The 20,627-nt window shown below is 73.7% G+C and carries 19 protein-coding genes and 1 pseudogene; 7 read left to right on the forward strand and 13 right to left on the reverse strand.

Going from position 1 to position 20,627, the window contains the following annotated elements; translation table 11 throughout:
- Positions 1-139 precede the first annotated feature (139 nt).
- On the forward strand, positions 140-814 hold the full coding sequence (locus tag IE98_RS0139430) for an SDR family oxidoreductase (protein ID WP_030277281.1): 675 nt from the start codon (positions 140-142) through the stop codon (positions 812-814).
- 234 nt (positions 815-1,048) lie between these two features.
- Here IE98_RS0139430 and IE98_RS0139435 read toward each other — a convergent pair.
- Positions 1,049-1,306 (reverse strand): annotated as a pseudogene (locus IE98_RS0139435) (IMP dehydrogenase); the annotation flags it as partial.
- Between the two features lie 95 nt (positions 1,307-1,401).
- Here IE98_RS0139435 and IE98_RS49805 point away from each other — a divergent pair.
- From IE98_RS49805 to IE98_RS0139450, 3 genes are all read left to right on the forward strand, one after another.
- The gene (locus tag IE98_RS49805) at positions 1,402-2,052 is read left to right on the forward strand and encodes a hypothetical protein (RefSeq protein WP_030277284.1); all 651 of its coding nucleotides are present in this window, start codon (positions 1,402-1,404) and stop codon (positions 2,050-2,052) included.
- Between the two features lie 193 nt (positions 2,053-2,245).
- Positions 2,246-2,527, forward strand: coding sequence for a hypothetical protein (locus IE98_RS0139445; protein ID WP_030277286.1), 282 nt, complete (start codon positions 2,246-2,248; stop codon positions 2,525-2,527).
- Positions 2,524-4,818: an FUSC family protein gene (locus tag IE98_RS0139450; RefSeq protein ID WP_030277288.1), complete on the forward strand. Its 2,295-nt coding sequence runs from the start codon at positions 2,524-2,526 to the stop codon at positions 4,816-4,818. Before IE98_RS0139445 ends, IE98_RS0139450 begins: the two co-directional genes overlap by 4 nt.
- A gap of 73 nt (positions 4,819-4,891) precedes the next feature.
- Here IE98_RS0139450 and IE98_RS0139455 read toward each other — a convergent pair whose 3' ends face one another.
- Positions 4,892-5,674 carry an NAD(P)H-dependent oxidoreductase gene (locus IE98_RS0139455; protein WP_030277291.1) on the reverse strand — a complete coding sequence of 261 codons (783 nt, stop codon included), beginning with the start codon at positions 5,672-5,674 and terminating at the stop codon, positions 4,892-4,894.
- A gap of 138 nt (positions 5,675-5,812) precedes the next feature.
- Between IE98_RS0139455 and IE98_RS0139460 the strand changes: the two genes are divergently transcribed.
- Positions 5,813-6,700 (forward strand): helix-turn-helix transcriptional regulator, encoded by an 888-nt coding sequence (locus tag IE98_RS0139460; RefSeq protein WP_052391557.1) that lies wholly within the window; start codon positions 5,813-5,815, stop codon positions 6,698-6,700.
- Here the strand turns inward: IE98_RS0139460 and IE98_RS0139465 are convergent.
- The 10 genes from IE98_RS0139465 to IE98_RS0139510 all read right to left on the reverse strand — a co-directional run bounded on the left by IE98_RS0139465 (position 6,666) and on the right by IE98_RS0139510 (position 17,520).
- Positions 6,666-7,352 (reverse strand): alpha/beta fold hydrolase, encoded by a 687-nt coding sequence (locus tag IE98_RS0139465; protein WP_030277294.1) that lies wholly within the window; start codon positions 7,350-7,352, stop codon positions 6,666-6,668. The two genes, IE98_RS0139460 and IE98_RS0139465, sit on opposite strands and share 35 nt — an antisense overlap.
- Positions 7,353-7,462: 110 nt before the next feature.
- Positions 7,463-9,070: a multicopper oxidase family protein gene (locus IE98_RS0139470; protein ID WP_159401211.1), complete on the reverse strand. Its 1,608-nt coding sequence runs from the start codon at positions 9,068-9,070 to the stop codon at positions 7,463-7,465.
- A 236-nt stretch (positions 9,071-9,306) separates the two neighbouring features.
- Positions 9,307-10,437, reverse strand: a complete 1,131-nt coding sequence (locus tag IE98_RS0139475) for a porin PorA family protein (RefSeq protein WP_030277298.1) — start codon at positions 10,435-10,437, stop codon at positions 9,307-9,309.
- Positions 10,438-10,550: 113 nt separating this feature from the next.
- Positions 10,551-11,570: a C40 family peptidase gene (locus tag IE98_RS0139480; protein WP_030277300.1), complete on the reverse strand. Its 1,020-nt coding sequence runs from the start codon at positions 11,568-11,570 to the stop codon at positions 10,551-10,553.
- 149 nt (positions 11,571-11,719) lie between these two features.
- The gene (locus IE98_RS0139485) at positions 11,720-12,598 is read right to left on the reverse strand and encodes a M56 family metallopeptidase (protein WP_030277302.1); all 879 of its coding nucleotides are present in this window, start codon (positions 12,596-12,598) and stop codon (positions 11,720-11,722) included.
- Positions 12,595-12,960 carry a BlaI/MecI/CopY family transcriptional regulator gene (locus tag IE98_RS0139490; protein ID WP_030277304.1) on the reverse strand — a complete coding sequence of 122 codons (366 nt, stop codon included), beginning with the start codon at positions 12,958-12,960 and terminating at the stop codon, positions 12,595-12,597. Before IE98_RS0139490 ends, IE98_RS0139485 begins: the two co-directional genes overlap by 4 nt.
- A 164-nt stretch (positions 12,961-13,124) precedes the next feature.
- Positions 13,125-15,353 (reverse strand): FtsX-like permease family protein, encoded by a 2,229-nt coding sequence (locus IE98_RS0139495; RefSeq protein WP_030277306.1) that lies wholly within the window; start codon positions 15,351-15,353, stop codon positions 13,125-13,127.
- Positions 15,350-16,039: an ABC transporter ATP-binding protein gene (locus tag IE98_RS0139500; RefSeq protein ID WP_030277308.1), complete on the reverse strand. Its 690-nt coding sequence runs from the start codon at positions 16,037-16,039 to the stop codon at positions 15,350-15,352. The genes IE98_RS0139495 and IE98_RS0139500 overlap by 4 nt, the downstream gene beginning before the upstream one ends.
- Positions 16,036-16,560, reverse strand: coding sequence for a PadR family transcriptional regulator (locus IE98_RS0139505; protein WP_030277310.1), 525 nt, complete (start codon positions 16,558-16,560; stop codon positions 16,036-16,038). Before IE98_RS0139505 ends, IE98_RS0139500 begins: the two co-directional genes overlap by 4 nt.
- Positions 16,561-16,734: 174 nt before the next feature.
- Positions 16,735-17,520 carry an HAD family acid phosphatase gene (locus IE98_RS0139510; protein ID WP_030277312.1) on the reverse strand — a complete coding sequence of 262 codons (786 nt, stop codon included), beginning with the start codon at positions 17,518-17,520 and terminating at the stop codon, positions 16,735-16,737.
- A gap of 285 nt (positions 17,521-17,805) precedes the next feature.
- Here IE98_RS0139510 and IE98_RS0139515 point away from each other — a divergent pair, with 285 nt between their 5' ends.
- On the forward strand, positions 17,806-18,525 hold the full coding sequence (locus IE98_RS0139515) for a response regulator transcription factor (protein ID WP_043176207.1): 720 nt from the start codon (positions 17,806-17,808) through the stop codon (positions 18,523-18,525).
- Positions 18,518-19,630 (forward strand): sensor histidine kinase, encoded by a 1,113-nt coding sequence (locus tag IE98_RS0139520; protein WP_030277316.1) that lies wholly within the window; start codon positions 18,518-18,520, stop codon positions 19,628-19,630. The genes IE98_RS0139515 and IE98_RS0139520 overlap by 8 nt, the downstream gene beginning before the upstream one ends.
- A 16-nt stretch (positions 19,631-19,646) precedes the next feature.
- Here the strand turns inward: IE98_RS0139520 and IE98_RS0139525 are convergent, their stop codons facing one another.
- On the reverse strand, positions 19,647-20,351 hold the full coding sequence (locus IE98_RS0139525) for a VanZ family protein (RefSeq protein WP_043176210.1): 705 nt from the start codon (positions 20,349-20,351) through the stop codon (positions 19,647-19,649).
- Positions 20,352-20,627 lie beyond the last annotated feature (276 nt).

The following is a 20,627-nucleotide window of genomic DNA, read 5'->3' on the forward strand; positions in this document are numbered from 1 at the left end:
CTACCGCGCGATGCACGACCGCGAGGCGCTGAAGGTCCGCATCGCCTTCTGAGGTTCCGTCACACCACCTGCACCCCCGGGGCGGTGCCGCACACGCGGCACCGCCCCGGACACCGCCCTTCCGCCCGAGGAGAGTTGCATGAAGATCGTGATCGCCGGCGGCCACGGCCGGATCGCCCGGCGGCTGGGCCGGCTGCTCGCGGCCCGCGGCGACGGTGTCATCGGAATCGTCCGCAACCCGGACCACTGCACCGACCTGGAGGCCGACGGCACGGAGCCCGTCGTCTGCGATCTCGAACAGGCGTCGAGCGAGCAGGTCGCCTCCGTTCTGGACGGGGCCGACGCCGTGGTCTTCGCCGCCGGAGCCGGACCGGGCAGCGGGGCCGCCCGCAAGCACACCGTCGACCACCGGGCCGCCGTCCTCGTCGCCGAGGCCGCGCTCCGGGCCGGGGTGCGCAGGTACGTGATGGTCTCCACCCGCGGCGCCGGCAGCCCGCCCCCGGCCCACGCCGACGACGTCTGGGCGGCCTACGTGAACGCCAAGACCGCCGCGGACGAGCACCTCATGGCCCAGGACCTCGACTGGACCGTCCTGCGGCCCGCCGCCCTCACGGACGAGCCGGGTACCGGCACCGTCCGCCTCACCGCCGGGCGGAGCATCGGCGAGATCACCCGTGACGACGTCGCCCGGGTCCTGGCCGCGCTGCTCGACACCCCCACCACCGCGGGACTCGTCCTGGAACTCGCCGCAGGACCCGACCCGGTCACCGAAGCCGTGGCACACGCCGCGGAGGCCCGCACGGGCCGGCCCTGACGGCGACGGTGCCGTCGCGCCGGCCGTACTCGGCCTGTTCCTGCTGCCCGGCCACCCTCCGGGCGTCCGGCGCCGGCTGACGGACGGCGCGCGTCGGCCGGGTCCGTTCGGATTTCCGGCTGCACGCCCAGGCTCCGGGGACGGCGGGGCCGTGGCCGGTGAGGACGGCGGCCTCGGGCACGTACCGACGCGGACGTGCCCGAACGGCCACCGTGTTGGTCGCCGGTCTCCGGTTCACGGCCGCACCAGGACCTTCAGCGCCTCGCGTGCGTCCATGGCCCGGTAGCCCTCCGGGGTGGCGTCGAGGCCGACGGCGCGGTCGAAGACCCGACCGGGTTCGATGCTGCCCTCGACGATGTCGGGGAGCACTTCCTCGATGTACGCGCGGGCCGGGGCGGGCCCTCCGGTGAGGGTGATGTTGCCGCCGAAGAGGCTGCCGAAGCCGACCGGGGCCTCCTCGTACTGGGGCACGCCGACCCGGCTGATGGTGCCGACCGGGCCCGGCCGACGGCCTGCCGTGCGTCGGGCCGCGGCGTGTCGGACGTGGTTCCTAGGCTTCACCCACCAGTGAGTGAGGGGAAGAGCGGATGTCCGACGAATTCGACTACGTGCCGGCGTTGTTCACGGTGCTGGCCGGTCCACCCGAGGGGGAGCGGACGGTGGACGGCTGGCGGGTCAAGCGACTGGGCCTGGTCAAGGGCCCGGCCGACGCCGGCACGGTGTACGACCCGGCCGGGCCGGAGGCAGCGGGATTCCCCGCGCGACCCGACGGCACACCGGTCTACCTGGTGTCCAGGGCGGACCGGCCGGAGGTCCCGGTGGCGGCCGTCGTGCACCACGGGGACACCGCCCCGGTCCGAACGCAGGAGTGGGGCGAGAGCATGATGACGAGTTCCGGTCTGGCCGTGTTCCACGCGAGCGCCGACACCCGCTGGATCGACCCGGCCGTCCCGGTGCTCAGGCGCGCCTGGGCGGTGTTGCACGCGCGCGCAGCCGGGGGCGACGACTGGCTGCTGGACACCTTCCGCGCAGCCCTTCAGGACGTCCGGGCGGACACCCGCGACTGGCCGCTCGACCCGGTCGAGGGCGACTTCGCGGAGGACTGGCTGCTGCTGCCGGACGAGGCCGGCACCGGCACCCTGATCGGAATCCTGATCAGCCCGGACGGCGCCACCACGGTCGAGTGCCTCGACGCCGACGGCAACACCGTGGCGATGCTGCTCACCTGTGACGGGTGATCGGCAGGAGACCGGCGGGGTGGTAGCCGGGTGACCCGGGTGCCACCCCGCAGGAGCGGTGCGGACGGCTGTCGGCAGCCGGTCGAACCCTGACTGCAGCCCGTGCGGGTGTCGCGCACGAGGCGGAGTCGCCCGAGAATCGCTCGTGGGGACACCGGTCGTCCGCGCGGCGCGCCAAGGAAGGGGGCACCGGATGGATGACGTCGAACGGGGCGGGAATCCGGCGCGGCTCCCGCTGCCGCGGCACTCGAACGAGGACCGGCCCGACGCCGAGGCGCTGCCGCGGGAGCGCGAGGTGCCGGCGACGGACCTGCCGATCGTCCTGATCCCGGGCCGCGGCGTTCCCGGCGTGTTCTGCGTCGGCGACGTGCGGAGCGGCAGCGTCGGGCGCGTCGCCACGGCCGCCCGGGAGGGGCCGGCAGCGGCGGCGAACGCGACCCGCCCGGTCACCGACCGGGGAGGCGAGGGCCGGTGAACCGGACGGAGAAGCTCACCGCCCGGCTCCGCCGCCGGGATCCCGGGCTCGCCGCCACCCGGCGGGCGGCCCGGACCGCGATCGTGATGCCGCTCCTGTTCGCGGTGTGCTCCCAGGTCCTCCACGCCCCGGTCACCGGGACCTTCGCCGCGTTCGGGGCGTTCGCCATGCTCCTGCTGGTCGAGTTCACCGGCCCGATGGCCCAACGGCTCCGCGCCCAGGCGGCACTCACCGCCGCGTGGCTCGTGCTCGTCTCGCTGGCCACGGTCGCGACGCGGACGGTGTGGACCGCGACGGCGGCAACGGTCCTGGTGGGCTTCGTCGTGCTCTTCTCGGGAGTGGTCAGCTCCGTACTGGCCGGCAGTACGACCTCGCTGCTCCTGGGCTTCGTCCTGCCGGTGTCGGCGCCCGCCCCGCTGGCCCAGCTGCCCGAACGGCTGACCGGTGTCCTGCTGGCCGGTGCGGCGTCCGTGATCGCCGTGGCCGTGCTGTGGCCGAGGAGGCCGGCCGATCCGCTCGGCGCACCCGCCGCGCAGGTCTGCCGGGCCGGCGCGGAGCAGTTGCGCACCGACGCGGAGCACTCCGGGAGCCGTCCGGCCGGCCCCACGTTCGCCGAGTGCCGCACCTGCGCCCAGCAGACCCGGGCGGCCGCACAGAGCCTGCAGCAGGTCTTCACCGCCACGCCGTACCGGCCCACCGGACTGTCGGCGGAGTCCCGGGCCCTGGTCCGGCTCGTCGACGAGCTGACCTGGCTGAGCGCCGTCCTCGCCGAGGCGGCACCCGCCGCCGAGGACGGTCCTCCGGGCACCGAACAGTCCGCGGCCGTGCGGAGGACGGCGGCCGCGGTGCTGGACCTCTGCGCGGAACTGCTGGACGACCCGGGCGTTCCGACCGACCGGCTCGGTGCCCGGGTGGACGAGCTCCACCGGGCCCTGGCGGAACTGGAGGAGGCGGTCGTCGACCGCCTGCCCGTCCCCGACGCGGCGGCCGACACCCGGCCGGACCCCGACGGCTTCATCGACAGTCTCGACGTGTCCTTCCGCTGCCAGGAGGTGGCCTTCGTCGTCCTCCAGGTCGCCCGGAACGTCGCCACCAGCTGCGCCGCCCACCGGCGCAGCTGGCCGGAACGCCTCCTCGGCCGCGAGCCCGGGGCGCTGACCGCTCCCCTGAGCAGCGCCCGGGAGCGCGCGGCGGCGCACCTCCAGCCGCACTCGGTCTGGCTGCACAACAGCATCCGCGGCGCGATCGGCCTCGGAATCGGTGTCGCGCTGGCCCACCAGGCCAACGTCCAGCACGCCTTCTGGGTCGTGCTGGGATCCCTGTCGGTGCTCCGCTCCAACGCCCTGAACACCGGCCAGAACGCCTTCCGGGCGCTCGGCGGCACACTCGCCGGTTCGGTGCTCGGCGCCGCCCTGCTCCAGGTCATCGGGCACAACACCACCGCGCTCCGGTTCCTGCTGCCGATCGCGGTGCTGGTCGCGGGCATCGTGCCCGCGGCGGTCTCCTTCGCGGCCGGTCAGGCGGCCTTCACGGTCACCCTCGTGATCCTCTTCAACATCGCCGAGCCCGCCGGGGTGTCGATCGTCCTGCTCCGCATCGAGGACATCGCGCTGGGGTGCGCGGTGAGCCTGGTCGTCGGCCTGTTCTTCTGGCCCAGAGGGGCGTCCGCCGCCGTCGGGAAGGCGCTGGCGGAGGCGTACGAGGACAGCGCCCGATACCTGCTCGGCGTGGTGGACTACGCGGTGGCCTGCTGCACCTTCACCCCGGCCGCCATCGAGGCCCCCCAGGAGGGCCGCCGTGCGGCGGCCGCCGCACGGCGGCTGGACGACGCCTTCCGGACGTACCTGGCGGAGCGCGGCGCGAAGTCCGTCCCGCTGGGCGAGATGACGACCCTGGTCACCGGCGTGGTCGGGCTCCGGGTGGCCGCCGACGCGGTGCTGGAACTGTGGCGTCGCGCGGCGGGCGGGCAGTCGCCGGAGGCCCGCGCCGCCGCGCAGAAGGAACTGGTGGTCATGGCCGAACGCGTGGCCCGCTGGTACCGGAGCCTCGCCGACGGACTGGTGGGCGACGGCGAGGTGCCCGACCCCCTGGAACCCGACCCGACCAACAACGCCCGGATCGTCGAGGCCGTCCGGCGGGACCTGCACGACGGCGGCGGGAGGGCGACGGGGACGGGCGTGCGCATCATCTGGACGGGCGACCATCTGGAAGCTGCACGGCGCCTCCAGCAGCCGATCGCCGCAGCGGCAGGCTCCGCCGACGCCCGGGCGGCCCTGATCCCGTCGCGGTGAGGGAGTCCCGCCGGGGGAGGGGTGGGACCGGCGGGGCCGGGAGCCGCCCGGACCCGGAGGATCGGCGCGCCCGTCAGCGACCGCGCACGTGCAGGCCGAATCCGGAGCGACCCGCGGGCTCCAATCCCTCCTTCAGGTGCAGCGACGGGATCTCGTAGTCACCGAAGTTCTGCCGCCGGAACGGGATCGGCTCGGTCGACTCCAGGGTGAGCAGGCGCTGCTCCCAGGCCTCGGCGACGGCCGGGTAGTCCTCCACGCGCATCCGGTCGGTGCCGTACAGCACGAACGGCGGCAGCACCTCGATGCCCGGGTAGTACAGGATGCCGTGCTGGATCGGGAACAGCAGGTCGTCGATCGGGCCGTTGATCCCGCGGGCCGCGTAGTGCGACTCCGGACCGCCTGTGGTCACCGACAGCAGGGCCCTCCTGCCGGCGAGGGTCCCCTCGCCGAAGCGCTCGCCGTACCGGGTGTCGCTGTGTTCGCCGACGCCGTAGGCGAAGCGGTGGGTGAACACCCGGTCCACCCAGCCCTTGAGGATCGCGGGCACGGTGTACCACCACAGCGGGAACTGGAAGACGATCGTGTCGGCCCACAGCAGCTTCTCCTGCTCGGCGAGGACGTCCGGGGTGAGCGCCCCGGCGTCGAAGGCCCGGCCCGAGTCCAGGGCGACCTTCAGCGGGCTCGACGCGTGGCTGCCGTAGTCCGATGCGTCCGCGACCGCCTTCCAGTCCATCGCGTACAGGTCGCTCACCCGCACCTCGTGTCCGGCGCCCTCCAGCGTGGACACCGCGAGGTCCTTCAACGAGCCGTTCAGCGACTTCGGCTCGGGGTGGGCGTAGACGATCAGCGTCTTCACGGGAACTCCTTCGGATCGGATGCCTCAGATCCTGGGCGCTGCGGCGCCCGGCGTTCAGGGGCGCCGCTTCCGTCGGACGGGACTTCCTGGTAACGGCAGGGCCACCTTCGCGCGCCGCAGCGCGGCCATACTGGGCGCATGGACGATCTTGCGGGCTTCCTGCGGACCCGGCGGTCACGGGTCGACCCGGCCGCCGCCGGCATCCCCTCCGACAGCCGCCGCCGGGTCGAAGGGCTGCGCCGCGAGGAGGTCGCGCACCTGTCCGGGGTCAGCGTCGACTACTACGTACGGCTGGAGCAGGGCCGCGCCACGCAGCCCTCCGAGCAGGTCCTCGACGCCCTCGCCCGCGTCCTCGGCCTCGACGGGACCGAACGCGGACACCTCGGCCGGCTCGCCCGGCAGCGCCGCCGCACGAAGACGCCGGGCGGGCGGGTGCGGCCGGAGCTGCTGCGCGTCCTCGACCTGGTCGCCGGCGCACCCGCGCTGATCATGAATCACCGCCTGGACGTGCTCGCCGGGAACCGGCTCGCCGGGCTCCTCTTCGGCCGGCCGGTACCGGGCCTGAACATCGCCCGGCACCTCTTCCTGGAGGAGGGCGAACACGGCCTCTACGCGGACTGGGAGAACTGCACCCTCGACGTGGTCGGCCACCTGCGCCTGGCGGCCGGGAAGTACCCCGAGGACGCCCGCCTGGTCTCGCTCGTCGGCGAGCTGGCGATGGGCAGCGATCGCTTCCGCCGCCTGTGGGCCCGCGCGGACGTCCGCGCGCGCACCCACGGACGCAAGGCGTACCGGCACCCGCTGGTCGGGCCGCTCGACCTCCACCAGGAGAACTTCGCGCTGCCGGACGACGCGGGCATGGAGCTCCTGGTGCTGTCCGCGCCGCCCGGCGGTCCCGCCGAGGACGGGCTGCGCCTGCTGGCGGGCCTGGACACGGGCGGCGCCGACGGGCACCCGGCGGCGAACGCCCGGGCCCGTGGCGACGGGGGTGCTACCCCTCGAGGGTCCTCGCGGCGTCACGGATGACCTCGAGGACGAGGTCGGGGTGCGAGAGCATCGGCACGTGGCTGCTGTCGACGGCACAGGTCTTGGCACCCATGCGTTCGGCGGCGGCCCGCTCCAGGTCCGGGTTCACAGTGCGGTCGTTGTTCGCGACGACGTACCAACTCGGCTTGGTGCGCCAGGCGGTGCCGGGGACCTGCTGGGTGAACAGGTCGGGCACCGGCACGGCGCCCGTCGCGAGGACGAGCTTCTGCTCGGCTTCCGGCAGGTCGCCGCAGAAGTCGCCGACACCCGATTCGAGGAGCCAGATGCGGCCGTCGGCGATGTCGATGTGCTCGAAGACGGGCGTGCGGGCGAACTTGTCCTGCTGGCCCTGTGAGGTCTCGTCCTCGTCGGGGGCGAGTGCGGCGATGTAGACCAGCGCGCCCACGCGGTCGTGCGTGCCGGCCTTGGTGATCAGGGTGCCGCCGTAGGAGTGACCGACGAGCACGACCGGGCCGGGCACGTGGTTGATGGAACGGGTGACGCACGCGACGTCGCCCTCCAGGGAATCGAGGCCGTGCTGCGAGGCGGACACCTCGTGGCCTTCGGCCTGGAGCGCGGGGACGAGCTTGTTGAAGCACGACCCGTCGGCCCAGAGTCCGTGGGCGAAGACGATGCTGGCCTTGCTGGCCATGGGCTTCCTCCTTCAGGGGCATCGAGCCGTGGCGCCATCCTGCGTTCGGTAGTCGCTTCGTCACCTGCTGCACTCGCCGGTGCAGTCGGCCCAGGGGGGGCAGCCGGCTCCTACGGTTCGACGTAGTGGACGGTCTGCATCATGCCGAGGTCCCCGTGGTGCAGCTGGTGGCAGTGGGCGACGGTGCGGCCGGTGAAGTCCTCGTACGCGACCAGGAAGGTGACCGAGTCGCCGGGTGTGCCGCCGGCGAGGCCGACGGTGTCGTGCCAGACCGGCGGGTCGAGCCGTACGCCGTTCCGGTGGGTGACGAGGACCTGGTTGGTGTGCAGGTGGAAGGGGTGGTTGAACGCCGGGAGGCTTTCGTCGGTGCGGACGGTCCATCGCTCGACCGTGCCGAGGCGCAGGGTGTGATTGGTACAGGCGGGGTCGAACAGGCCGTGGGCCGGGTCGCGGGTGGGGTCGCCGCCGGGATCGGCCGCGGGGGTGGCATGGGTGCCCAGGACGCGGAACGCGTTGGGGAACGGCCCGGTGAAGACGCCCGGGTCGGCGTGGAAGACCACCTCGCGGTCCGCGCCGGGGTCGGTGACGCCCCGCTCGTCGAGGAAGGGCCTGCCGGGCGGCAGCGAGACCGGCAGGCCCATCGGCGGGTCGACGGGCTCTCCCGTGACCTCGATCGTCATCAGGGGCCCGGGCGCCGCGTCGGCCCGCAGCTCGTACCGGCCGGGCGCGCCGCCCCGGACCAGGAGGTCGGCGCGGTTTCCCATGGCCAGGCGCACCTCCTCCAGGGCGACGGGTCCGGTGAAGGTGACGCCGTCCTGCGCGATCTGGTGCATCGTCATGCCCGTACCGTCCCCGGTGATCCGGAGCCGCAGCGCGGCGAACGCGGTCGCGGCGACCAGCCGCCACCGCTGCACCTCGCCCGGACGCAGCCGGAGGGTGGGGCCGACCGCGCCGTTGACGGTGAAGGTCGACGGGACGCCCGTCACCCAGCCGCCCGAAGTGAAGGCGGGGACCCGGCCGTCCTTGAGCTTGAGTTCGTTGATGCAGACGACGACGTCGGCGGCCGCCCGGATCTCCGGGACGTCGTCGACGTCGCCCTCGACGACGATCACACCGGCCATGCCGCCGACGACCTGTTCGGCCGTGGATCCGTGCAGGTGCGGGTGGTACCAGTAGGTGCCCGCGGGGTGGTCGGCCGGCACGTGGACGGTCGACGTGTACCGCGGCTCCGGGCCGCCGGCGGCGGCCTCCTCCGCGGTGCGCGGGGCGAATTCCCGCAGCACGTTGTCGGCGTGCCCGGACGGGGAGACGTGCATCCCGTGGGTGTGCAGGTTGAAGCTGTTGGGACGGTGCGGTGTGTTGTGGCCGCCGCTGTGCGGCGGATCGGGCGGCAGTCCGTTGATGTGCGTGAGGTGCAGCGTGTCGCCGCCGCGGACGCGCAGGGTCGGCCCCGGGATCGTTCCGTTGTAGGTACGGGTGGTGATGCGGCCGTGGCCCGGGACGAAGACCTCCGTGAAGCGGACGTCGAGCGTCTGCTCCAGCACCTGCGCGGCCGAGCCGTGCACCGGCCGGGTGACCGGGACGGCCGGCTGGGGGAACGGTGCCGGTGGCGCTGCCGCACCCCGCCCCGCGAGGACTCCGCCGGGCCCCGAGGCGAGGGCCGCGGCGGGGACGGCCCTGAGCACCGCTCGACGGCTGACCACGGGACCCTCTCCCACGGCGGGCTCCTCTCTTCCACGGCCGGGCGATCACCGCAGGGCAGGGCAGGGCGGGGCGTGCCGCGCCAGGGGCGGGCCGGCTCTCACCCGCCACCCAAGGTAGTGGAGCGCATGCACGAGGTGGCCGTCCTGGCGACCGTGCCGATCCCGTGGCGCTGCGGGAACCGAACCGGTCACTTCGGCGGGACCCGGCCCCGGCGCAGTCGGGGCCCATCTGCGCCGGGACCTCTGCCGCGCTAGGAGTCCGTGCCCGGCCCGGTGGGCGGGGTCGGCCAGGCCGGGCCACCTGGGCCACCCGGTGCGCCCGGAGCATTCGGTGCGGCGGGCGCGGTGGGTGCTGCGCCGCCGCGGGGGCCCCGGCGCCGGACGAGGAGGGAGACGGCCACCAGCACGGCGCCGACCACACCCAGCACGATCGGCAGGACGGTGCCGAGGAGCGAGATGGCGTTCCGGCCGTCCTTGGCGTCGTTCGCGGCGTCCTGCACGGAGTCGGGCGTCTGACGGTACGAGACGTCGGAGACGGGCAGCAGGGGGAGGAAGGCGCCGTCGCCCGGGGTGACGACCCCGGCCGTGCGCTGCTGGGCGCGCTCGGTGTCGACCACGATGCCGGTCTCCGGCTCGATCCAGAAGGTGTCGGCGCTCTGGAGCGTGTAGCTCAGCGGGACCGGATCGGGCAGGGTCGGCAGCAGGGCGGCCAGCTTCGCCTTCGCCTCCGCCGGGACGGTCCCGACCTGGGCGACCAGCGCCAGGGTGCTCTTGGGGACGGCCTTCGGGAGCCCGGCGAGCACCTGGGTGTCGGTGATCCGGGTGGCGGGCAGCCTCGCCAGGTACACGTAGGTGCTGACGCCGGACCTGCTCTCGGTGCGCGCGTACGTCAGCGGGGTGGTGGTCCCGGTCTCCGGCCGCCAGCCGGTGTACGTCTGCTTCTTCGCGCCGATCGGCCAGCTCACCGTCAGGCCCTTGGCGTCGACCACCGTCCAGTCGGACGGGTGGTCGGTGGCCGGTTCGAGGGACTTGCGGTCGACGGCGTACTGCCAGGTGGTCTTCTCGACCGCGCGGCCCGCCGCGGTCGTCGTCCGGACGTCGCTGACCAGGGCGGTGTCGCCGGAGGTGTCCAGCACCTTGACGGTCCGTTCGACGGCCATCGGGACGTCCCGCTTGACGGCCGAGAGCAGGTTGCCCTTCGCCACCTCCTGGGCGTCGAGCAGGGTCTTGAAGCTGCCCGTGTAGGAGCGGGCGACGTCGGTGTCCCCGGGCAGCCTGGCCACGTAGGTGGGCGTGACGAAGAAGGCGAGGACGAACGCGCCGGCGATCAGCACCAGACCGACGACGACGCCGACGCCGCGGAGCACCGTGTTCGTCCGCATGATCCGCTCTCCCGCTGCACTCGATCCGTCCCGCTCCCGTCCGACCCAGTGTCAGACGGCCCGGGCCGCCGCGCCACAGCGAGGCGCCCGGCCGGGCGCCGCCGCGGAGGGCGTCAGGGGCGGACGGCACCCACGTACGGCATGTACTCGATGGCGAGGATCTCGATGTTCTTGCCGGTGCGCGGTGCGTGGATCATCTTGCCGCCGCCGATGTAGATGCCGACGTGGTGCAGGTCGGAGTAGAAGAAGACGAGGTCGCCCGGTTGGAGGTCGGCCTTCGCCACGTGCCGGCCGGCGTTCCACTGGTCCTGGGAGACGCGGGGCAGCGAGACGCCTGCGGCGCGCCAGGCGCCGCCGGTCAGCCCCGAGCAGTCGAAGCTGTTCGGCCCGGTGCCGCCCCACAGGTAGGGCTTGCCGAGCTGGGCGTAGGCGAACTGGACGGCGGCGGCCGCGCGGCCGGTGGCCGGCCCGTTGTAGGTCTCCCGCGCGGAGGTGCGCGAGGAGCGGCCGTCCTGCGCGTTGACCTTCGCCCGCTCGGCGGCGGAGAGGCCGTCCAGCAGCCGGGTCGCCTCGGCGAGCCTGGTCTGCACGAGCTTCTTCTCGGCGGCGAGGGCCCGGTCGGTGGTGTCGAGCTGTCCGAGGACGGCCGTGGCCTCGGCGCGCCGCTGGTCGAGGCGGCGCTGCTGGTCGAGCAGCAGTTTCAGCAGGTCGCTCTGGGAACTCGCGGCGATGTCCTGTGCGGAGGCGCGCTTCAGGTAGGTGTCGGGGTCGGAGGAGAACATCAGCGCGACGGCGGGGTCGACGTTGCCGGTGCGGTACTGGTCGGCGGCGACCGCGGAGAGGCGCTCCCGCAGGCCGCTCATCCTGTCCTGGGCCGTCGCGACCTCGTCCTGGAGCTCGCCGGCGTCCTTCTGCAGGCGCTGCTGGGTCTCCTTGAACTTGTTGTACTTCTCGACGGAGGCCTCGGCCTGCTCGTTGAGGTCCTCGACCTGGGCCTTGACCGTGGCCAGGTCCGGCTTCGGAGCGGCGCCGGCGCTGCCGGTGCCGGCGAGGACGGCGGAGCCCGCTGCGGCCGTGGTCACGATGGCCATCCGGGCCCGGCTCGGCGGCGCGGGCTTGCGACGGTTACCCATGCGTGGTCACTCCCTGACTGTCGTTCCGCCCGCTCGCGGCACGGTCGCGGAGGGGTGCGGCCATCAGCGGCGCACCTCCATGTTCTAAGTAACTTAGTAGATGGAGGCGGGGTCCTGGCAAGTCCCGTGATCGGGATCCCGGGCCCGGGTCAGGGGCCGCAGGCGAGCAGGACGGGAGCTGCGGGCAGCACCACGGCGGCGATCCACCAGGCGGTGCGCACCGCGCGCGGCAGCGGGGCCGGGTCCAGCAGCCGCCGCACGCGCGCGACGACGGCGTGGTCGCCGGCGCCCAGCGACGACGGGCGGGTGCGGGCGGTGGCGAACAGGAACAGGGCCTCGGCGAGAACCCTGGGCGTGGTGCTGCGCAGTGCCCGGTCGTCGGCCGCCATCTCGACCAGCGCCGGGACCGCCTGCCCGGCGAGGCGGGCGGCGGGCAGCCGGCGGAGTCCCCGGGCGAGCGCGGTGGCCGCCGAAGTGATCAGGTGGTGGCGGCCGGCGAGGTGGGCGCACTCGTGGGCGAGGACGGCGTCCCGGTGGGCGGGGGACATCCGCAGTGCGCCCTCGGTGAGGACGATCCGGCCGCCGTCCCCGGCCACGCACCACGCGGCGGGCTCGTCCGAGGCCATCACCAGCCAGCCGTCCTCGTGCCGACGGGCGACCAGGTCGAGCTTCCGGCGGTGCCGGCGCCGGGCGCGGGCGCCGCGGACCCAGGCCGTGAGGACGACGCCGGACAGGGCGGCCAGGATCGCCATGCCCATCCAGAACGCCTGGACGTGGCCGGCGGACTCGCCGGGGCCGCGGAGGTCGGCGGGGAGCAGCCAGCCGAAGGGGCCGCGTCCGTGGTGGTCGGTGGTGCTCAGCCGGTGCGCCAGCATGACGACGTCGGCCGCGCAGGCGAGGATCAGCGCGGCCCAGGTCGTGATCGCGGCCCGGGGCGCCCGGGGCGCCCACGCGCTGCGGGCGAGTTGCCGCGGGGCGAGCCACCCGGTGACGGCGAGCAGTGCGAGCAGGAGCAGCAGTACCGTCATGGCCGGCCGTTCTCGGTCCGGGCCAGGATATCGCGCAGGACGCGGGCCTGGTCGCTGTCCATGCCCTCGACGAACAGCAGCAGGGCGGCGTGCTGGTCGCCGGTGTCCCCGAGGACGTCGCGCATGAGCTCGGCGGTGTGGGCGGCCCGGGAGCGCGTCGGCGCGTAGATCCAGGCCCGGCCCTCCTTGTGCCGGTCGAGCCAGCCCTTCTGGTGGAGGATGTCCGCGACCGTCGTCACCGTGGTGTAGGCGACCGGCCGGGTCCGGTTGAGGTCGTCGACGATCTCGCGGACGCTCGCGGGCCGGTCCCACGCCCACAGGCGCTCCATGATCTCGGCCTCCAGATGCCCGAACCCTCGCACATCGACCTCCCTTCCGGTGCACACCCTAAGCCCGCGGCCGGGTGCACCCCGGCGGAGGTGCCGCATGCCGGGCCGGACGCCGTGCCGATCACGGGCCACCGGCACTCCGGCCCTCCCTGCGCCAGGTGCGGCGGAGGGAGGACCGGGGCGGGCCGGGACGGGCGTCAGCCGTTGCGGGCCGCCTCCGGGCCGGTGATCCGCCGCAGCAGCGGCAGGGTCGAGGCGATGATCCCAAGCGAGGCCACGAGCCCCACCACGACCAGGAGGTAGTAGACGACACCCGGCGAGACCAGCGCGTAGTGCATCTGCGAGGTCAGGAACAGGTGGGCCGACAGCAGGCCCGTCCCCGTCGCCACCACCGCGACCACCAGCAGCGGCAGCGCGCTCTCCAGCGCGACCACCGTCCGCAGCAGGCCGAGCGGCGCCCCGCCGAGCCGCAGCAGTGCGAACGGCCGCCTGCGCTCGGAGAGTCCGGCGACCACGCTCACCGCCAGACTGCAGCCCGCGATCGGCAGGGTGGTGAGGATGACCACGTTCGCCAGCTGCCGGAAGCCGGCCAACTGCCGTTGCTGGTCGCTGCCCCAGTCCTTCACCATCCGCGACTCGTGGTCGGGGAAGGCCCGGTCGAGCAGTGTCCGCACCCGTTCGGTCGCCGCCGTCGACCCGTCGGTCGTCGCGTACACCATCTGCACCGGCAGGGCCGCCAGTTGCGCCGGGGTGACGGGAGCTGCGGGCCACTGCCGGCCGTCCGCCGTCCGCAGGTCGAGGAACTGGTGCATCGGGACGGCCGCCACCTCCGCGCCCGGCGCGCAGCTGCCGGCCGCCGGGGTGCCCGCGAGTTCGGAGCAGAGCACCAGGGCCGGGGCCCACGCCCGCGGATCCGCCGGATCGGCGGCGACCCGGGCCGGGTTGGCGTGCACCACCACCGCGCCGTGGTACCCCGGCACCGCCCTCAGCCCGGCCAGTACCGCCTCCGGCACCCGGTCCGCCATCGGCGGGTCCTCCAGCATCGCGCCGTGCTGCACCACGGCTCGGGTCTGCGGATCACCGCTCAGCGCACCGCGGTTGGCGTTGATCGTGCCGATGATGCCGACCGTCGCGCTGGTCACGAACAGTGCCAGCACCAGGCCGCTCACCGAGCGGAAGCCCGCCTTCGGGTCGTCGGCGAGCCGCCGTACCGCGATCAGCGAGGCCGGACGCGAGGTGCGCCGGGCCACCAGCCGCGCCGCGGCCATGGTCAGCCAGGGCCCAGCCACCACCAGGCCCAGCATGACGAGGACGAAGCCGGACAGGTACGCCCAGGTCTGCCCCGAGGTCGTCTCCGGACGCCGGCCCACGAACCAGGCCAGTTCACCGATCCCGGCGGCCAGCGGCGCCAGCCGCCACACCCGCGGCGGCCGCGGCGTCACCCGCCGGCTGACCCCCAGCGGCGACACCGACACCCGGCGCAGCGCCAGCCGTGCCGACACCGCCGCGGCGACCGGCACACCCAGGGCCACCGTGAGCGCCTGCCCCGCGTGCAGGGTCAGATCGGCGGTGAAGTAGCGGTCCCCGGTGAACGGCACCTGCGCCACCAGCGGCCGCAGCAGCGCGAACAGCCCGAAGCCCGCCGCCGTGCCCGCGACCGCCGCGAGCGTCGACTCGACCGCGGAGATCAGCGACACCTGTCCGGGCGTCGCCCCCACCAGCCGCATCGCCGCGAACCGCTGCTCGCGGCGGGCCGCCGACAGCCGGGTCGCCGTCCCGATGAACACCAGCACCGGGAAGATCAGCGCACCCGCGACCACGGAGAGGATCAGCGTCATCGCGTCGCCGCGCACCCCCCTGCCCGGGCAGTCGTTGTCGCACTTCGCCGGCAGGGCGTCCGCGATCGTCGTCACCGCCCGGGCGCCGGGCGCCGTCCGGAGCCGGTCCACCGGGCGGCCCACCACCGCGATCAGCGAGTCCGGCGAGGCCAGCGCGGCGTCGCCCAGCACCCCGGCGAGCCGGCCCGGGAACCGGTCGCCGAGCTCTGCGGAGGGGACCTCGGCCACGAGCTCCGCCAGCGCGGGCGAGGCGTAGTACTCCCCGGGCGCCGGCAGTGCGGCCATCCCCGGCGGCACCGGCGAGGTGGGACCGGTCGCGGCCACGTCCACCTCGAAGATCGGCTCGCCGTCGTAGTGGTCGTCGTGCGCCCGCCACCACAGCGGGTCGACCGGCGCGCTCGCCGTCCGGGCCGCCGCACCGGTGTTCCACCACAACTGCCGCTCGTTCGAGGAATCGACCGCGTTGATGCCGGCCAGCGTCGACAGCAGCAGCGCCACGCCGACCGCGACCGCCGCCGCGATGGAGACCAGCCTGGCCAGCGCCTCCCGTCCGCCGCTCACCGAGAGCCGCAGCGCCAGCGCGATCACGACGCGATCCGATCGGCGGACAGCGAGGTCACCCGGCCGTCTCGGACGATCGCCTCCCGGTGCGCGTACGCCGCCACCCGCGGCTCGTGCGTCACCAGGACGACGGTGGTGCCCCGTTCGCGCGCGGCGTCCACCATCAGCTCCATCACCTGCTCGCCGGTCAGCGAGTCCAGCGCGCCCGTCGGCTCGTCGGCGAACAGCACGCGGGGGCGGGTCACCAGGCCGCGGGCGAGCGCGACCCGCTGCGCCTGGCCGCCCGACAACTCGCCGGACCTGCGCCGTTCCAGGCCGTCCAGACCGAGCCGGGCGAACCACGGACGGGCCTCGGCGAGCGCGGCCGCGCGGCGGGTGCCGCCGAGCAGCAGCGGCAGGGCGACGTTCTCCTCGGCGGTCAACTCCGGGACGAGCTGGCCGAACTGGAAGACGAAGCCGAAGCTGTCGCGGCGCAGGGCGCTGCGCTCGGCCTCGCCGAGGCGGTCGACCCGCCGACCGTCGAAGAGGACCTCCCCGGAGTCCGGGGTGAGGATGCCGGCCAGGCAGTGCAGCAGTGTGGACTTGCCGGAGCCGCTCGGCCCCATCACGGCGAGGATCTCGCCCGCGCCGACCGCGAGGTCCGCGCCGCGCAGCGCCGGGGTCTCGCCGAAGGCGAGGTTCACCCCGCGGGCCTCGATCAGGGTCTCCGTCACGGCCGCACCGCCCGGGCGATCGCGTCCAGCCGGGCCGCGGTGAGGTCGATCCAGCGCAGGTCGGCCTCCAGCCGGAAGAGTCCGTGGTCGGCCAGCAGCGAGTCCAACAGGGCTCCGCTGCGGCGCAGTTCGGTGAGTTCGCGCATGCGCTGCAGGTGCGCGGCGCGCTGGGCGTCGAGGTACTGCCCGGCGTCCCGGTCGAGCATCAGGGCCAGCACGACCTTGGTGAACAGCACGGTCTGCAGGGTGGGTTCGGGGGCGACGGGCTCCGCGAGCCAGGTCTCGAACTCCGTCACCCCCGCCTCGGTGATGACGTACCGCTTGCGCTCGGGGCCGCCGCCCGGTTCGGCCTCGCCGGCCAGCACCTTGCCGTCCCGCGCGAGCCGGCTCAGCGTCGCGTAGACCTGCCCGTACGGCAGCGGCTTGTCCCGACCGAACAGCGCGTCGTAGTCCCGCTTGAGGTCGTATCCATGGCTGGGCTCACGCTCCAGCAGCCCGAGGAGGGTCAGGGGAACACTCATGGAACGACCGTACCCCACGTGTATACATCGAGTGTATACATCGAGAGAGATTTCCTTCGGGGTCGACCGGAAGGGGGGTGGGGCGGCATGTGGGGCCTGGCGTTCGGGCGCGGAACGCGGGCCGGGCGCCGCGGCCGGAGGTCCGGCTGCGGCGCCCGGTGTCCTGATCGGGGATCAGGGGAGGTAGTACATCGGGTTCGGGATCTTGTACGTCTTGCCGGAGTGGCCGCCGGACAGGTCGCTGTACTGGTCACCGAAGTTGGCCACGATCTGGTAGCCGAGGCTCTCGATGTGGGCGCGGGTGCCGGACTTGTACTCGACGGTGGTGCAGGTCTTGCCGCACGGCAGGTACGCCGGCGGGTTCTCCTTGTTCTTCAGGTACAGGTGCGAGGCGTCCGCGGTCGGGAAGCCCACCGCGGCCAGGTTGGCCGCGGTGTACGTCCGCTGGGCCTCGGGACGGCCGGTGACGAAGAAGACGGTGTAGCCCTGCTGCTCGGCCCACGTCGCCAGGGTGTTCATGCCGAAGACGGCCGGCATGGTCTTGGTGGCGATGTACTGGGCGTTGCTCACCGGGTTGTAGACGAAGGTCGTCTCCAGCTCGTAGTTGTACGTCGACAGCGAGGTGTCGTCGACGTCGAGCACGATCGCCTTCTTCCTGCCCTTGTCGTGGTGGGCGCGCGCCTGCAGGTACTGCTTGGCGTCCTTCTCGATCCCGGCGACCTGCTTGGCGTAGTTGCCGGTCGGCGACGCCCAGTGCTCGCCCTGGGCGTCGACGGTGTCGCCGTAGTACGCCTTGATGTCGTTGACCTCGTCGGTCATGTTGGTGATCTGACGGTCGCTCCGCGGTGCCTTGGTGTCGGCGACCGCGAAGCCGCCGCCCGCGACCGCACCGCCGACGACCACGCCGACGGCGAGGGTGGCGAGGGTCTTCGAGCGGTTTCCGAGGGTCTTCCTGAGCATCTGGTTCTGCCCCTTCTGTCGTCGGGAGGGAAACGCGAGTCGTCCCCCCGACTCCCGACGCGCACGATGCGGGGCTGAACGTACGGGCGAGTAACCAGGCAGGTCAAGCAAACTCTACGCGCAATGTCTACGCGCGGTGCTCGCGGCCTGTCGGCGGGGGTGCGTCGATGCGGGCGGCGGTGGCCGGCGCGGCCGCCGGGCCGTCGAGCCGCCGGGCCGTCGAGCCGTTGGAACGTCGGGATGTCGATATGCCGACGATATGGGCCGGATCGTACGATCGAGGGCATGCGCGTGTTGATCGTCGAGGACGAACCGTTCCTCGCAGAAGCCATTCGTGACGGCCTGCGGCTGGAAGCGATCGCCGCCGACATCGCCGGTGACGGCGACACCGCGCTGGAACTCCTCGACATCAACGCGTACGACATCGCCGTCCTCGACCGCGAGGTCCCCGGACCGTCCGGTGACGAGGTCGCCAGGAGGATCGTCGCCTCCGGCAGCGGCGTGCCGATCATCATGGTCACCGCCGCCGACCGCCTCGACGACAAGGCCTCCGGCTTCGAACTCGGCGCCGACGACTACCTCACCAAGCCCTTCGAGCTCCAGGAACTGGTGCTCAGGCTCAGGGCGCTCGACCGCAGGCGCGCCCACAGCAGACCTCCCGTGCGCGAGATCGCCGGCCTGCGCCTGGACCCGTTCCGCCGCGAGGTCCACCGCGACGGCCGCTACGTCGCGCTGACCAGGAAGCAGTTCGCCGTGCTGGAGGTCCTGGTCGGCGCCGACGGCGGTGTGGTCAGCGCCGAAGAACTCCTGGAACGCGCGTGGGACGCGAACGTCGATCCGTTCACCAACGCCGTACGCATCACCGTCTCGGCACTGCGCAAACGGCTCGGCGAACCGTGGATCATCGCCACCGTGCCGGGCGTCGGCTACCGCATCGACCCGGCGGCCGGCACCGGAACCGGCCCGGGAGCCGCGGCCGGAACCGAGGAACGGGACCGTGACTAGGCGGCGCGGGCTGAGCGTCCGCGCCAAACTGACCCTCAGCTACGCCGGATTCCTCATGCTGGCCGGCGTTCTGCTGCTCGCGGCGGTGTGGGTGTTCCTGCTGCGCTACGTCCCCGACCGGGCGCTCATCGTCTCCACCGGCACCGACCTCACCGACGGTGTCTTCCCCGTCCGGTCCAACCTCCTGCACGTCTTCGCCCCGCGGGCCTTCGCGGTGCTGGCGTTCCTGCTGGTGTTCGGCCTCGTCGGAGGGTGGGTCCTCGCCGGCCGGATGCTCGCCCCGCTGACCCGCATCACCGAGGCCACCCGCCTGGCGACCGACGGATCGCTGTCGCACCGGATCCGACTGCCCGGCCGCAAGGACGAGTTCCGCGAACTCGCCGACGCCTTCGACACCATGCTCGCCCGGCTGGAGGCCCACTTCGCCGAACAGCGGAGGTTCGCGGCCAACGCCTCCCACGAACTGCGCACGCCCCTGGCGGTCTCCAAGGCGCTCCTCGACGTCGCCCGCACCGACCCGGACCGCGACGTCGACGAACTCATCGACCGCCTCCGCACCGTCAACACCCGGGCGATCGACCTCACCGAGGCACTGCTCCTGGTCAGCCGGGCCGAGCAGCGGTCCTTCACCCGCGAGCCCGTCGACCTGTCGCTCCTGGCGGAGGAGGCCACCGAGACGCTCCTCCCGCTCGCGGAGAAGCACGGCGTCACCATCGAGACCGGCGGCGACATCACGCCCACGACGGGATCGCAGACGCTCCTGCTCCAGCTGACCATGAACCTCGTGCACAACGCGATCGTCCACAACCTGCCGGACGGCGGCACCGTGTGGGTGAGCACCGCGGCGCACCCGGAGGCGGTGGTGCTCACCGTCGAGAACACCGGCGAGAGGATCAGCCCGCAACTCGCCTCGACCCTCACCGAACCGTTCCAACGCGGCAGCGAACGCCGGCACACCGACCACGCGGGCGTCGGCCTCGGCCTGGCCATCGCCCGGACCATCACCCAGGCCCACGACGGGACGCTCACCCTCACCCCCCGCGCGGAGGGCGGGATCCGCATCACGGTGGAACTGCCCGCGACGTCCCCGCCCGCCGCCGGGTGAGGACCGGGGGAGTGTCCTAGGCCACCCGTGCCGGGGCCGGTCGGGGCTGCTCCGCGGGCACCGGCACCGTGGTGCGCCAGCGGTGGCGGGACGCCAGGGCGGCCAGGCCGGCGCCGGTGGCGTTGAGGAGGACGTCGTCCACGGAGGAGACCCGGTCCAGCCACAGCACGTACTGCGTGGTCTCGATCAGGACGGAGCAGGCCGCCCCGAGGGCCAGGACGCGCGGGAACGAGGCGAGCGCCGCGAACCGCACCGGGGCGAAGTAGCCCAGCGTCGCGAAGACCAGCAGGTTGCCGATGATCCCGCCCGTCCCCATCGTGAGCAGGTCCCGCAGCGGGACCAGGCTCAGTCGGCCCGGGACCACGCCGGCCCCGGCGCCCGGCTGCAGGGTGATCCACACCCACGGCGCCGACCCGTAGACCATGCCGACCTCGGCCAGCGACAGCCGCCACGCCGTGGCGCGGTCGACGGCTCTCCGCCCGCGTGCCAGGACCCAGACCGCCACCGCGGCCAGCGGCAGCGCCGCCAGCGCGAGGAACGCCACGCCGTTGAGCGTGCCGAAGCAGATGTCCCACCGCCCGGCCGTGCACATCGGGACGGCCATCGTGAGCGGCCTCCGGAGGACGAACGCGGCACCCGCCAGGCCGAGCACCGCCGAGGCGGTCAGGACGATCCTGCGGGTGCGGCCGGCCGGTGCCGGCCGTGATGCGGTGTGTTCCATGCGGCCAGTCAAGACGCAGTGCCGTTGCCGTGGCGTATGCGATTTTCGATACGCCCGCGATACGCCAGCGCCCCTGAACGCCCGGCCCGGTGCGGCCGGGCAGCGGTGCCCCTCAGCTCGACGCCCCCTGGCGGCCCTCGGCCTTTGCGCGCTCGGCCCAGTGGGCCCGCTCCTGCCGCTCCTCCTCCCGCTGGGCCGCCAGGTCGGGGACGGCGGCGATCGCCTCGGCGCAGCGGCCCTGCCGGATGAGCAACTGGGCCAGCTCGACCGCTGCCG

Origin of the sequence: Streptomyces sp. NRRL B-24484, assembly GCF_000717715.1 — a bacterium.
Lineage (GTDB): Bacteria > Actinomycetota > Actinomycetes > Streptomycetales > Streptomycetaceae > Kitasatospora.

Bases quoted from the DNA above. Each gene is read 5' to 3' on its own strand.
- IE98_RS0139430 (WP_030277281.1), top strand. From the start codon at position 140: ATGAAGATCGTGATCGCCGGCGGCCACGGCCGGATCGCCCGGCGGCTG.
- IE98_RS0139515 (WP_043176207.1), top strand. From the start codon at position 17,806: ATGCGCGTGTTGATCGTCGAGGACGAACCGTTCCTCGCAGAAGCCATT.
- IE98_RS0139485 (WP_030277302.1), bottom strand. From the start codon at position 12,598: ATGACGGTACTGCTGCTCCTGCTCGCACTGCTCGCCGTCACCGGGTGG.
- IE98_RS0139480 (WP_030277300.1), bottom strand. From the start codon at position 11,570: ATGGGTAACCGTCGCAAGCCCGCGCCGCCGAGCCGGGCCCGGATGGCC.
- IE98_RS0139445 (WP_030277286.1), top strand. From the start codon at position 2,246: ATGGATGACGTCGAACGGGGCGGGAATCCGGCGCGGCTCCCGCTGCCG.
- IE98_RS0139510 (WP_030277312.1), bottom strand. From the start codon at position 17,520: ATGCTCAGGAAGACCCTCGGAAACCGCTCGAAGACCCTCGCCACCCTC.
- IE98_RS0139525 (WP_043176210.1), bottom strand. From the start codon at position 20,351: ATGGAACACACCGCATCACGGCCGGCACCGGCCGGCCGCACCCGCAGG.
- IE98_RS0139475 (WP_030277298.1), bottom strand. From the start codon at position 10,437: ATGCGGACGAACACGGTGCTCCGCGGCGTCGGCGTCGTCGTCGGTCTG.
- IE98_RS0139465 (WP_030277294.1), bottom strand. From the start codon at position 7,352: ATGGCCAGCAAGGCCAGCATCGTCTTCGCCCACGGACTCTGGGCCGAC.
- IE98_RS49805 (WP_030277284.1), top strand. From the start codon at position 1,402: ATGTCCGACGAATTCGACTACGTGCCGGCGTTGTTCACGGTGCTGGCC.
- IE98_RS0139505 (WP_030277310.1), bottom strand. From the start codon at position 16,560: ATGAGTGTTCCCCTGACCCTCCTCGGGCTGCTGGAGCGTGAGCCCAGC.
- IE98_RS0139460 (WP_052391557.1), top strand. From the start codon at position 5,813: ATGGACGATCTTGCGGGCTTCCTGCGGACCCGGCGGTCACGGGTCGAC.